The sequence below is a fragment of the Caulobacter sp. HMWF025 genome (assembly GCF_003060965.1).
In the GTDB taxonomy this organism is placed as follows: Bacteria; Pseudomonadota; Alphaproteobacteria; order Caulobacterales; family Caulobacteraceae; genus Caulobacter.
Genome location: NZ_QAII01000161.1, coordinates 3,871 through 16,798 on the forward strand (window position 1 = coordinate 3,871; position 12,928 = coordinate 16,798).

Annotated in this window: 10 protein-coding genes and 2 pseudogenes; 1 reads left to right on the forward strand and 11 read right to left on the reverse strand. The window is 68.8% G+C overall.

Going from position 1 to position 12,928, the window contains the following annotated elements; all coding sequences use genetic code 11:
• Positions 1-257: 257 nt before the first annotated feature.
• Both DBR10_RS17295 and DBR10_RS17300 read right to left on the reverse strand, forming a co-directional pair.
• Entirely contained in the window at positions 258-2,777 is a 2,520-nt protein-coding gene (locus tag DBR10_RS17295; protein WP_108556534.1) for an ABC transporter permease, read from the reverse strand.
• Positions 2,774-3,460, reverse strand: coding sequence for an ABC transporter ATP-binding protein (locus DBR10_RS17300; RefSeq protein ID WP_108505800.1), 687 nt, complete (start codon positions 3,458-3,460; stop codon positions 2,774-2,776). The genes DBR10_RS17295 and DBR10_RS17300 overlap by 4 nt, the downstream gene beginning before the upstream one ends.
• A 55-nt stretch (positions 3,461-3,515) precedes the next feature.
• On the opposite strand from DBR10_RS17300, the gene DBR10_RS17305 reads away from it, so the two are divergent.
• The gene (locus DBR10_RS17305; protein WP_108505801.1) at positions 3,516-4,163 is read left to right on the forward strand and encodes an arylesterase; all 648 of its coding nucleotides are present in this window, start codon (positions 3,516-3,518) and stop codon (positions 4,161-4,163) included.
• A 16-nt stretch (positions 4,164-4,179) separates the two neighbouring features.
• On the opposite strand, the gene DBR10_RS17310 is transcribed toward DBR10_RS17305, so the two are convergent.
• From DBR10_RS17310 to DBR10_RS17345, 9 genes and pseudogenes are all read right to left on the reverse strand, one after another.
• The gene (locus DBR10_RS17310; RefSeq protein WP_108556535.1) at positions 4,180-7,266 is read right to left on the reverse strand and encodes an efflux RND transporter permease subunit; all 3,087 of its coding nucleotides are present in this window, start codon (positions 7,264-7,266) and stop codon (positions 4,180-4,182) included.
• A gap of 12 nt (positions 7,267-7,278) precedes the next feature.
• Positions 7,279-8,361 (reverse strand): efflux RND transporter periplasmic adaptor subunit, encoded by a 1,083-nt coding sequence (locus DBR10_RS17315; protein ID WP_233243467.1) that lies wholly within the window; start codon positions 8,359-8,361, stop codon positions 7,279-7,281.
• A 156-nt stretch (positions 8,362-8,517) separates the two neighbouring features.
• On the reverse strand, positions 8,518-9,150 hold the full coding sequence (locus DBR10_RS17320; protein ID WP_108505803.1) for a glutathione S-transferase family protein: 633 nt from the start codon (positions 9,148-9,150) through the stop codon (positions 8,518-8,520).
• Between the two features lie 7 nt (positions 9,151-9,157).
• Positions 9,158-10,330, reverse strand: a complete 1,173-nt coding sequence (locus DBR10_RS17325; protein WP_108505804.1) for an acetyl-CoA C-acetyltransferase — start codon at positions 10,328-10,330, stop codon at positions 9,158-9,160.
• Between the two features lie 53 nt (positions 10,331-10,383).
• Positions 10,384-10,815 carry a hypothetical protein gene (locus DBR10_RS17330; RefSeq protein WP_108505805.1) on the reverse strand — a complete coding sequence of 144 codons (432 nt, stop codon included), beginning with the start codon at positions 10,813-10,815 and terminating at the stop codon, positions 10,384-10,386.
• A 72-nt stretch (positions 10,816-10,887) separates the two neighbouring features.
• Complete coding sequence (locus DBR10_RS17335) at positions 10,888-11,244, reverse strand: hypothetical protein (RefSeq protein ID WP_108505806.1); 357 nt, start codon at positions 11,242-11,244, stop codon at positions 10,888-10,890.
• Positions 11,245-11,439: 195 nt separating this feature from the next.
• Entirely contained in the window at positions 11,440-11,799 is a 360-nt protein-coding gene (locus DBR10_RS20295) for a hypothetical protein (protein WP_233243468.1), read from the reverse strand.
• 133 nt (positions 11,800-11,932) lie between these two features.
• A pseudogene (locus tag DBR10_RS20300) lies at positions 11,933-12,136 on the reverse strand (helix-turn-helix domain-containing protein); the annotation flags it as partial.
• An 82-nt stretch (positions 12,137-12,218) separates the two neighbouring features.
• Positions 12,219-12,928 (reverse strand): annotated as a pseudogene (locus DBR10_RS17345) (aldo/keto reductase); the annotation flags it as partial.

Sequence of the window (12,928 nt, forward strand, 5' to 3'; positions counted from 1 at the left end):
GCAGCAGCGTTTTGGTCGGCGCAGGCAGGGCCGGATTGGCCCCGTAGCCGACCGCCGGGGTTTGCGACTCGCCGGGGCTGCAGGCGGCGAGGACCGACAGCGCCAGAAGGGTCAGGGCGGCGGGGTGACGAAGGTTCGGCATGGACATCTCCCTGGTGTCGTCCCGTAACGCGCAGGCGCGTTCCGCGTTCGTTGGCGCGAAGGATCGACCCGACAAGGCTAACCTTTTGTCGGCCAAGGTCGAGCTTGCCCCAGGGTCAATCCGCGCGCAGCACGGGTGCCGGACGCTGTGAAAGCGCCTGGGCCGCCGCCAGCAGGCCGCCGAGGGCCGACAGCCCCGCCGCGCCACCCAGCAGGATCACCACACCAGCCCAGTCAATGCTCCAGCTGGCCTTGAAGACCAGGACCACGACCGGCCAGGCCGCCGCGATACCGAGCAGGACACCGGCCGCTCCGGCAATCAGGCCCACGGCGCCGTACTCGACGAGATAGGCCGTCAGGATCTGGGTGCGGGTGCCGCCCAGGACCTTGAGGGTCGCGGCTTCACGGGCCCGGGCCCGGGCCCCGGCTGCAATGGCCCCCGCCAGAACCAGCAGACCGGCCAGTCCCGCCACGCCTGCCGCGCCGCGAATGGCCAGGGCCAGACGGTCGAAGAGACCGGCTGCGGCCTCAAGCTGTTCCCGGACGCTGATCACGTTCACGGCCGGAAAGCTCTTGCCCAGCGCGCGGGTCACGCGGCTTTCGGCAGCGCGATCCAAACGGGCGATGGCGATATTGCGCAGGACCGCGCCTTCAAGGCTCTTGGGGTCCAGGACAATCGAGAAGTTGGGGCCAAAGCCGCCGAACTCGACCTTGCGCAGGACCGCGACCTTCGCCTCCAGGTCCCGGCCGAGCACCGAGATCGTCAGGGTGTCACCGGCCTTGAGCCCGGCCCCCTGGGCCAGATCGACCTCGAGGGCGACCAGCGGCGGACCGGCATAGCCGGAGGGCCACCAGGCCCCCTCAATGACTTCGCCCTCCTGCGGGGCAGAGGGCAGGACGGTCAGGCTGACATCATTGTCAAAGGCCCAGCGCTCCGACGGCTTGATGGCCTTGATGTCGACCGGCTGGCCCTTGAGGGCCACGATCCGGCCGGTGGCGAAGGGCAGGCGCAGCCAGGTCTCCGGCGTCAGGGGGACACCGGCGGCGCGGGCGACCTCGGCATCGAAGGCCATGGCCTGGTCGCCGGGGATTTCCGTGAAGACCATGGCCGGGGCGCTCTTGGGGGCCACATCGCGCACCTGGGCCAGAAGCGATGACTGGATCAGCACCACACAGGCCAGCAGGGCGACGCCCAGGCCGATGGCCGGGGTCGCCGTGCGCGCGGCCGAGCGCGGTCCGGCGAGGTTGGCCAGTCCGATACGGACCGGGCCGCCCGCGAGCCCTCGCAGCTTGCCGGCCAGCCAGGCGGCCAGGAGGCCAAGGCCCCAGAGGGCGGCAAAGGCGACGATGACGCCGGCGATCATGATACCCGCGGCCACCGGGGTCGGGGCCGTGGCGACGGCCAGGGCGGCAAGGCCAAGGCCGCTCAGCCCGGCCAGCACCGTCTCCAGGCCGAAGGGCGCGCGAACGCCGAGGGCCCGGCGGAACAGGGCCGACGGCGGGGTGGCCCGGGCCCGGGCCAGCGGGAGCAGGGAAAAGGCCGCCGCAGCCAGAAGGCCGAAGACACCGGCCTTGACCAGCGGCAGGGGATAGATCGCAAACAGGGCCGGGATCGGCAGGGCGCTGCCGGCGATCTGGCCGATCAGCAGCGGCACGGCGGCCCCGATCAGCAGGCCGATCAAGACGCCGAGCGTCGCCAGCAGGCCGATCTGGATCAGATAGACATTGCGGATCAGTGCGCCGTCGGCCCCAAGGGCCTTGAGCACCGCGATAGAGGGCTCGCGCGTGGCCAGATAGGCCGAGACCGCGCCTGCGACTCCGAGGCCGCCGGCGACCAGCGAGGCCAGGCCGATAAAGCCGAGGAAGTATTCCAGCTGATCGATCAGCCGCCGAGCCCCGGGGGCGGCTTCCGACCGGTCGCGCACGCTCAGGCCGGCCTCGCCGAAGGCGGCCTTGAGAGCCTTGCCGGCGGCGACGGGGTCGCGGCCGGCGGACATGGCGATCCGCGCCGACTGGTCCGAGGGCAGACCCGGTTGCAGCAGGCCGGTGGGATCCAGCAACTCCCGGCGCACCAGGACGCGGGGGCCCAACACGAAGCCGCGCGAGACGCTGTCGGGCTGGCGCAGCATGGTGGCCCGGACGACCAGGGTCAGGGGCCCGGCCTCGAACCGGTCACCGATCTTTAGGCCCAGCCGGTCCATCAGGGCCGGTTCGACCGCCGCGCCCGGCAGGCCGTCGCGGTCGGCGAGGGCCTCGGTCAGGTTTTTTGCCCCGGCCAGTTCGACGGACCCGGCCAGCGGATAGTTGGCATCGGCTCCGCGCAGGTCCACCAGGCGGCGGTCGCCCGAGGGCGCCTGGGCCATCACGCGGACGCGGGCCGTGTAGGAGACCGTGCCGAGCTTGGCAAAGGCGGCGCGTTCAGCCGGCGTGAAGTTGCGGTTCTCGATCGAGACGGCGAGGTCGCCGCCCAGGATTTCCCGTGACTGTGAGGCCAGGCCGCGTCGGAAGGCCTCGGCCGTGGAACTGGCCGAGGCGATGGCAGCGACGCCGAGCGCCAGGCAGGCCAGGAAGATGCCGAAGCCCCGGACGCCCGAGCGCAGTTCCCGGGCGGCCAGCCGGAACGATAGCGGGCTCATGCCGCAGCCTCGACCACCTTGCCGTCGGCCATGCGGACGATCCGGTCGGCGCGCTCGGCCAGAACCGGATCGTGGGTGACCAGGACAAGGGCGGCGCGGCACTCGGCGACGAGGTCGAACATCAGGTCGGCGACCGATCCGGCATTGCGGGAATCGAGATTGCCGGTCGGCTCGTCGGCGAACAGCAGCAGGGGACGGGCGGCCAGGGCCCGGGCCAGGGCGACGCGTTGCTGCTCGCCGCCGGACAGCTGGTGCGGATAGTGGGTCAGGCGCTTGCCGAGGCCCACCTTGTCCAGCCAGTCGCGGGCGGTCTGCAGGGCGTTGGGCGCCCGGGCGATCTCCAGCGGCGCGGCGACGTTCTCCTCGGCCGTCATGTTGGGCAACAGGTGGAAACTCTGGAAGACCAGCGCTGCGCGGCCCCGGCGCAGGCGGGCGCGGCCGTCTTCGTCCAGTCTGGCCAGGTCCTGGCCAAACAGCGCCACCGTGCCCGACGTCGGTCGCTCCAGTCCGGCCGCCACGGAAATCAGCGACGACTTGCCCGATCCCGACGGACCGATAATCGCCACCCGCTCGCCGGCCGCTACCATCAGGTCGACACCCCGCAGGATGTTTACGGGCCCCGCCGCCGAAGGCAGGGTCAGGGTTACGGACGTCAGGACGAGGGGGGCGGCCTCAGCGGACATGAAGTTTCCTTGATCAGGGCTTATTCTGGCACGACTGAACACCAGATAGGGACACATGAGCCTCAGCACACGCCCCCAGCCTGCCCGTCGCGCCGTTATGATGGGTCTGGCCGCATCTTTTTCCGGTCTTGCCGCGAGGGCGGCCCCGGCCAGGGCCGCCGTGGTCACCGTGCTGGGGGATTCGATCACTGCGGGCCTCGGCCTGCCGGCGCGGGATGCCCTGCCGGCGCAGCTGCAGGCGACGCTGGAGCGGCTGGGCGTCAAGGCGGTGGTTCGCGGGGCCGGTGTGTCCGGTGACACCAGCGGCGGCGGACTGGCACGGGTCGATTTCAGCGTCGCTTCCGATACGACGGTCTGCGTGATCGCCCTGGGCGGCAATGACCTGCTGCAGGGGGCCGACCCGGCCAGCACCAAGGCCAATCTGCGCCGGATCATCGAACGCCTGAAGGCCCGCCGCATCCGCGTGGTCCTGGCCGGGCTGCGGGCCCCGCCGCTGATCGGCGCATCCTATGCCCGCGAATTCACCAACCTCTATCCGGCTCTGGCCCGCGAAACGGGGGTGGCCTTCCATCCGGACTTCGTCACGGGTGTGGTCGGCGTCCCCCGCCTGATGCAACGCGACGGCATTCACCCCAACGCTGCCGGGGCACGCATTGTCGCCGAGCGGCTGGCCCCCGCGGTCGCCGCAGCGCTGCGGGGGTAGCCGGTCCACACGTCGCCTATCGCTCGATCAGGGACGCCGTCGGGGGTGCGGCCGTGTGCGCCTGGCCTCCGAAGATCCGCTTCATCCGCCTTTCGGCCCGGGTCTTCAGGCCATCCATCAGGATGAACACGACCGGGACATAGAGCAGGGACAGCAGGGTCGAGGTGATCAGGCCCCCGATCACGGCGATGGCCATCGGGGCCCGGAACTCGACATCCGCGCCGAAGCCCAGCGCCACCGGGGCCATGCCCGCGCCCATTGCCACCGTGGTCATCAGGATCGGCCGGGCCCGCTTGTGGGCGGCGTCCATGATGGCCTCGCGCTTGGTCATGCCGTCCTTCATCGCCATGATCGCGTACTCGACCAGCAGGATGGAGTTCTTGGCCGCGATCCCCATCAGCATCAGGATGCCGATCAGGGTCGAGATCGAGAAGCTGGACCGGGCCAGCACCAGCAGGGCGAAGGCCCCGCCGATGGCGAGCGGCAAGGCCACCATGATCGTGATCGGATGGGCAAAGCTGCGGAACAGCAGCACCAGAACCACATACATCAGCAGGATGCCGGTGATCAGGGCGGCGGCGAAACCGACGACCATTTCCTGGATGAACTCGACGTCGCCGGCGGCCACTTCGCTGACCCCGGGGGGCAGGTTCTTGACCGAGGACAGGTCATGGACGCGCCGGCTGGCCTCGCCCACGACGATGCCGTCGAGCTCGGCCGTGATCGTCGCGACCCGCGAGCGGTCCTGGCGGCTGATCTGCGAGGGGCCTGCCCCGAACCGCACATCGGCCACTGCATTCAGCGGAACAGGTCCGTTGGCGGTCGGGATCTGCAGGGTCTGGAGGACGGCAAGATCCTCGCGGGCGTTCTGGGTCAGCTTGAGCCGGATCGGGACCTGCCGGTCACCGAGATTGTACTTGGGCAGGTTCTGGTCGACGTCGCCGATGGTCGCCACGCGGACGGCCTGGGAAAGGGTTCCGGCCGAGACGCCGGCCCGTGCCGCCTGGTCGGGCTTGGGCGTGACCACGATCTCCGGGCGGGCGATGGCGGCCGTATTGACCACGTGCGCCAGGCCCGGAACGCTGCGCATCTGGGCCTCGACCGCACGGGCGGCGGCTTCCAGCTGCGGGCCGTTGTCGCCGACGAGGCTCAGCTTGAAGCTGGTGCCGTCGCTGGGGCCGCCGCCGCTGTTGGAGCCGGCCCCGATCCGCGCGCCCGGGATGGCGGCGAACTGGTCGACCATCAGGCGGCTGAATTCCTGCTGGCCCATGCGCTCGCCCTTCGGAACCAGGTCCGCATTGAGGGTGGCGGTGTTGACGGCATTGTTGCCACCGATCGCAGCATAGACGCCGACCACCTCGGGGCGGGCCCGCAGTTCGCGGGTCATGCGCTGAACGATCGCATCGGTCTCGTCCAGAGTCGCGCCGGGCGGCAGCTGCACCGAGAACGGGGCGCGGCCCCGGTCGGCGGCCGGTGAGAACTCGAACGGCAGCTTGGTGGCCAGGAACCCCGAGATCAGGATCATCGGCACGCCCATCGCCAGAACCTTCCAGCGATTGTCCAGCGACCAGGCCAGGCCCTTCAGATAGGGGCCCATCCACGAGGGGTCCTTGTCCTCGTGCTGGGTATTGGCCTTCAGCATGTAGGCCCCCATCAGCGGGGTCAGCAGTCGGGCCACCACCAGCGAGAACAGCACCGAGACGCAGGCCGCCAGGGCAAAAGCCTTGAAGAACTGGCCGATAATGCCCGGCATGAAGCCGACCGGAGCGAACACCGCCACAATGGTGAAGGTCGTCGCGACGACCGCCAGGCCGATCTCGTCGGCCGCCTCCATGGCCGCCGCATAGGGCGTCTTGCCGCCCCGCATGTGGCGGACCATGTTCTCGATCTCGACGATGGCGTCGTCGACCAGAATGCCGACGGTCAGCGAAAGCGCCAGCAGGGTGATGCTGTTCAGCGACTGGTTCAGCGGGGCCATGATCGCGAAGGTCGGCAGCAGAGACATCGGTATGGCCACGGCGGCCAGCAGGGTGGCGCGCCAGTCCCGCAGGAACAGCAGCACCACCAGAACCGCCAGGATCGCGCCGACGATCAGGGCTTCCATCGAGGCCAGGTAGCTGTCCTCGATATATTTCACTTCCGAGGTGATCTCCTCGATCTCGACCTCGGGATGGGCCGCATCGAGCTTGGCGACCGCCTTGCGAACCTTCTCGGCGGTCTTGACCTCGCTGGCGCCGCGCGAGCGGACCATATTGAAGGTCACCACTTCCTGGCCGTCATAGCGGGCGCGGGACCGGGGCTCGGCCCAGCGGTCCGAGACGGTCCCCAGGTCGCCGAGCCGGACGGTGCCACCGGCGCTCAGCGGGATGCGGGTTTCGCGCAGGGTCTCGACCGATCCGGCCGCGCCCAGGGTGCGGATGGCCCGTTCGGAGCCGGAAATGGTCACCCGGCCACCGGGCAGGTCGGCATTGGACGACACCAGGGCCTGACTGACCTGGGCTGCCGTCACGCCCCGGGCCGCCAGCCGGTCTGGGTCGAGCGCGACCTCGATTTCGCGGTCGACGCCGCCGCGGCGATTGACCTCGCCGACCCCCTTGATTGCGAGAAGACTGCGGCTGACGTCGTGGTCGACAAACCAGCTGCGCTGTTCCGGGGTCAGAGTCGGGGCCTTGACGACATAGGTGATCAGCGGGTCGCCCGAAATGTCGATCCGGGTGACATTGGGCTCCTGCATGTCCTGCGGCAGGGCACTGCGCAGGCCGGACATCGCGTTGCGCACGTCATTGGTCACGCGCTCGTGGTCGACGCCCAGTTCAAACTCGATGAAGGTCGAGGAGGCACCGTCGGTGATGGTCGAGTTGATGTGGCGGACCTGGCCCAGGCCGGCCACGGAGTCTTCAATCAGACGTGTGACCTGGGTCTCGAGTTCGCTGGGTGCCGAGCCCGGGCGAATGGCCGTCACCACCACGAAGGGCAGGTCGACGTCCGGATTGTTGTTGATCCGCATGCTGCGGAAACCGGCGATCCCTGCGATGGTCAGCAGCAGGAAAAGCAGGATGACCGGGATCGGATTCTTGATCGCCCAGGAGGAGATGTTGCCCATGGTGCGGCGCCCCTAGCGAGCTGACTTGGCGGTCGTCGTCGGTACGGCGCTGCCGATGCGTACGACGTCACCCTCACCGAGGAAGCCGGCGCCCTCGACCACCACCTTTTCGCCGGCCGTCAGGCCGTTGGCGGCGATCCTGTCAGCCGTACTGGCCAGGATGGCGATCCGGCGGAAGTGGACGCGGTTGCCGGCGTCGACGACGAACACGCCCGGCCGGTTCTCGCGATAGAGCACCGCCTCGCTGGGCACGGTCAGGGCGGGCTGGTCGCCGGCGTCGATGGTCGCGCGGGCGAACATGCCGGGGCGGAAGCCGCCCATACCGATCAGGGCGACGCGAGCGACGCCCAGTCGGGTGGTGGCATTGACTTCCGAGGTGACGATGCGGACCCGGCCCGTGGCCTGGCCCACGCGGTCGGAGACGATCGTGGCCGGCATGCCCGGCTTGACGAGCAGCAGGTCGGTCTCGGGAATTTCAGCGTCCAGTTCCAGGCGGCTGTCACGCACGATGCGGAAGACCTCGGCACCGGTACTGACGATCTGGCCCTTGGTGACGCTGCGGCGGCTGATCAGGCCACTGACGGGCGCGCGGATAGCGGTCTGGGCCAGCCGCGCGGCGGTCTCGCCACGACCGGCTTCGGCAGCGGCCAGCTGGGCGCTCGCCGTCTGCTGGCGGGCGAGGCTGGTTTCGAGTGAGGCCTGGGACAGATAGCCCCTGGCCTGCAGCTCGCGGGCGCGGCCCAGGGCCGCTTCGGCCTCGGCCAGGGTGGCCCGGGCGCTGGCGACGCTGGCCTCCTGCTGGCGCAGCTGGGCACTGAGCAGCGTATCATTGAGCTTGACCAGCACCTGGCCCGCCTGGACGGCCTGGCCCTCATCGGCATTGACCGAGATGGCGGTCAGGCCACCGGTCTCGGCCCCGACCGGAACCTCTTCCCACGGCGAGATCGTGCCGGTGGCATTGATGGTGCGCGGGAGCGCCTGGGCCACGACGACGGCTACGCCGACGGTCTGGCTCGAGGCCGTCCCCGGCTTGGCCTTGGCGGCCTTGGCCGCCTTCTCGCCGCCGGTACAGGCCGACAGCGCGATGAGGCTCACCCCGAGCAACGCCAGAAGCGCGCCTGAACGCAAGGTGCGCCCCTTGATCCCGTGATGCACCATGGTTCTCGTCGTCCCAGAAAGCTGTTCCGGGCTTCTAGCCGACAAACCGCAGGTTCTTCAGTTAAATGATCGTAAGACGATATGGGCGGGCCCCTAGAGGGAGGCCGGGCCTTCGGCCTGGGCAGCCACTGCACGCTGGAAGCCCGGTCGCGCCTGCATCCGGGCCCAGTAGGCCGAGACAGCGGGCGGGAAGTCGGCTGCAAGGCCCAGGGACGTCGCCAGCAGCAGGGCATAGGCGATCGAGATGTCCGCGCCGGTAAAGCCGGATCCGGCCGCATGGTCCCGGACCTGCAGGATCTGGTCGAGGCCCTTGAGCCTGGCCAGGAACCAGCGGGCATAGTCCTGGGCGACTTGCGGGTTGCGGCGTTCCTCAGGTTCGAGCCGCGAATAGCGCAGGACCAGGGTCTGCGGGAAGGTCAGGGTTGCCTCGCCGAAGTGGAGACCGTTCAGATAGGCCCCGTAGGCCGCATCGTCCGGCAACACCGACAGGCGGCCGCCGCCGTGTCGCATCGACAGATATTCGATCATGGCTGCGGACTCGGTCATCCGCGTGTCGCCGTCGACGAGCAGCGGAATGGTGCCCAGCGGGTTCTCGGCCAGGAACTCGCGCGCCAGGAAGCGCGGCGGGAAGGGCAGCAGCTTCAGCTCATAGGGAAGGCCCAGCTCCTCCAGGGCCCAGAGGGGCCTGAAGGAGCGCGCATCCCGACAGTGATAGAGGGTGATCATCGCGGGCCTAGAGCCGCTCGATGATCGTCACATTGGCCAGGCCGCCGCCCTCGCACATGGTCTGCAGGCCGTAGCGGCCGCCCGACGCCCGCAGGGCATGGACCAGGGTCGTCATCAGCTTGGCACCCGAGCCGCCGAGCGGGTGGCCCAGCGCGATGGCCCCGCCGTTGACGTTCAGGCGATCGGGATCGGCCCCCAGGACCTGCAGCCAGGCGGTCGGCACCGAGGCGAAGGCCTCATTGACCTCGTAGAGGTCGATGTCGTCGATCTTCAGCCCGGCCCGCTGCAGGGCCTTTTGGGTGGCGGGGATCGGGGCTTCCAGCATGATCACCGGGTCGTGGCCGATGACCGTCATGTGGTGGATCCGGGCCAGCGGCTCGACGCCGAGCGCCTTGAGGCCCCGCTCGTTGACGACCATGACGCCGGCGGCACCGTCGCAGATCTGGCTGGAGGTGGCGGCGGTCAGGCGGCCGTCTTCCTGCAGCAGCTTGACCCCGCCGATCGACTCCAGGGTCGCCTCGTAGCGGATGCCTTCGTCGGTCGTGTGGCGGTCGGCCGTCCCGTCGGCCAGGGTGATGTCGAGGGGAATGATCTCGGCGTCAAAGCGGCCGCCCCGGGTTGCAGCAATGGCGCGCTGGTGGCTGGCCAGGGCAAAGGCATCCAGCGCCTCGCGGCTGAGATCGTACTTCTTGGCGATCATCTCGGCGCCGGCGAACTGGCTGAACTGGATGTTCGGATACCGGGCCTGGATCTTCGGGCTCATATAGCTGCCGAAGCCGTTCTTGTAGGGCAGGGTCGAGGGCAGGCCCATCGGGACCCGGCTCATGCTCTCCACGCCGGCGGCGATCACCACGTCCATGGCACCGGACATGACGGTGGCAGCGGCGAAGTGCAGGGCCTGCTGCGACGAGCCGCACTGGCGGTCGACCGAGGTGGCCGGAACGCTCTCGGGCAGGCCCGAGGCCAGGACGGCGTTGCGGGCGATGTTGACGGACTGCTCACCGGCCTGGCCGACACAGCCCATGATGACATCTTCGATCAGGGCGGGATCGGCACCGCTGCGGGCCACGAGGGCGTCCAGCACGGCACCGCCGAGATCTGCCGGATGCCAGCCCGAAAGACGTCCACCCTTGCGGCCACCGGCGGTTCGCGCAGCGGCGACGATATAGGCTTCACCCATGGTGTTTCTCCCTGATTTTCCTCGATCGGATCAGAAAATCCAGGCGCTGTCTTCTATGACGCGGCGTCAGTCGGTGTGGGACGGCGGCGGCCCAGCGCCCCGACCAGCAGGGCGGCCATCACCAGATAGCTGAAGGCATTGCCGGCCACGAAATAGGCCCTGGCCCAGATCTTCGGGTCCGCGATGACCGCCAGATGCAGCACCACGCTGAGGCCGTGGAAACCGCTCGCCCACATGGGCCACCACCGGTCCGAGCGCAGGGCGATAAACAGCAGCACGGCCAGTAGCAGGACGTCTACCGCCATGACGCTCCACTGGGGGCCCCAGAGCTGGGTGCCGTTCAGGGACAGGGCGGTCGCGAGCCATGCGGCCAGCATCGCCACGGCGCCCGTGCGCTCCGGCCAGCGCCCGAACCAGAGGCCGGCCGCCACGGAGACGACCAGGGCCAGGAAGCTGGCCCACTGATAGAGCGAATGGAAAATCATCCCCCGCAGGGTGGCCTGATCAGGGGGAAAAGCCAACGCCCCACCACGCCGTGCTGCGGTGGGGCATTGGGATCAGGCGACGTCGCGCTCCACTGCCGCAAGATGCCCGACGATGCCAGGCGTCGGTGGCTTGTCGCCGCCGCCGCCGAAGAAGGTCACGGCCGACAGGCCGATGTCGCGCTGGGTCAGCGAGAGATGTCGGTGTGTATCGACGATGTTCCCCCGAGCGTGGCCAAGCGCCTGCATGGTCTGGATGGCAGACATCAGGGCGTCCTGGCCGACCAGGGCCGAGAGATTGGCGTCCTGCCGGGAAACCGGCATCAGCCCGGCCAGATTGGCCGTGCTGGCAATGGCGGCATCGATCGCCTTTTCGGCATCGAACAGGGCTTTGGCCACAGCATCGGCGGCCAGACGGCGTTGCTTGAGCATGGGTGATCTCCTTGCGCCGGAACGGAGCCGGCGCATTTTTCAGGGATGACGTGGCGGTGGGTGGCTCGAAGCGGAGGCGGACTCAGACCGGTTGGAACATCGCTTCCAGAGCGTGCAGGCCGGCCAGAATGGATCCAAAGGCGAGGGCGGTGACGATCATGACGGCGGCGATGAAAACGAGCCGCTGCAGACTGTTCAGAGGATTGGCACCTCCTCCGAGCCTGGGGAGTTCCCACCGGCCGGAGACTGATCCGAGGGGAAGCTTTCGTCCATCACGGCGCAGGCGATGCTCAGGATCTCCCGCAGGACCATCTCGGGCGGTTTGAAGGATGCCTGCTTGCGGGTGGCGTTGATCAGATCGGGCACCATGGCGGCGTTGGCACGGGTCGCCGAGAGGCTCGAAAGCTGCCGGGTCAACTGGCTCCAGCTGAAGGGCGGCGCCATGTCGTGGATCGAATTGAGGGGCGGCCAGTCGTTCTGAAAGCGCCGGATATCCTCCTGCAGATAGGTCGCCCGGATCAGGGCGTCCTTCTGGTGCGGATCGAGTGGGGTCATGTGAAGCTCCTTCCTGACGGATGCCAGTGGAGCTCAGGGACGACGGCTCGCCCAGCCGGGCCGGATCGGACCCTGATCCGATCGGAGGGGGGGCATCGGAGGGGGGCGTGTCGCGGTTGAAGGCCAGGCGCGCCGCCGCATAGCGATCGGCGGCCCCGAGACGTTTGCGGGCCTTGTCCAGGTGCCAGTCGACCGTGTGCTTGGAGAGCCCCAGTTCGCGGGCAATTTCCTTTGAGCTGAGGTGACGATCGACCAGCCGAAGGCACTCGCGCTCCCGTTCGGTGAGCCGATCGAGGCCGCTTGATGTTCCGGCGGTCTGGCTCACCCCCTGATCCATGCTGCAATCTTAGGTAACAAAAGCTGAGGGGCAAGTCCTGAAGACGTATCTGGTCGCAATCGGGCCAGCGTGATTGTGACGCCTACAGGGTCGAGGAGACTTTCCACAGGTCGATGTTGCCTTCGGCGGCGTGGAGATCGATCCGGGCCAGTTCCTCGGCGGTGAAGTCGAGATTGTCGAGCGCGGCAAGGGAGTCTTCCAGCTGCGCTACGGTGCGAGCCCCGATCAGGGCCGAGGTGACCCGCGGATCGCGCAGTACCCAGGCCAGGGCGAGCTGGGCCAGGGTCTGGCCGCGAGCCCGGGCGATGGCATCCAGGGCCCGGATCCGCTCGATATTGTCGGCGGTGAGCAGGTGTCCGCCGAAGGAGCCTTCCTTCGACGCCCGAGAGTCCTCCGGCACGCCGTTCAGGTACTTGCCAGTCAGCAGGCCCTGGGCCAGCGGCGAGAAGGCGATGCAGCCGACGCCGAGGGTTTCGAGTTCACCGAGGAGCTCCTCTTCAATCCAGCGGTTCAGCATCGAATAGGACGGCTGGTGGATCAGCAGCGGGACGCCCTCGGCCTTGAGGATGGCGTGGGCCTGCCGGGTCAGCTCGGGTGAGTAGGACGAGATGCCCACGTACAGAGCCTTGCCCTGGCGGTGCAGCTGGGCCAGCGCGCCCATGGTCTCTTCCAGCGGCGTGGTGGGGTCCACCCGGTGCGAATAGAAGATGTCGACATAGTCCAGGCCCATGCGCTTCAGGCTCTGGTCACAGCTGGCGATCAGGTACTTTCGCGAACCGCCGATCCCGCCAT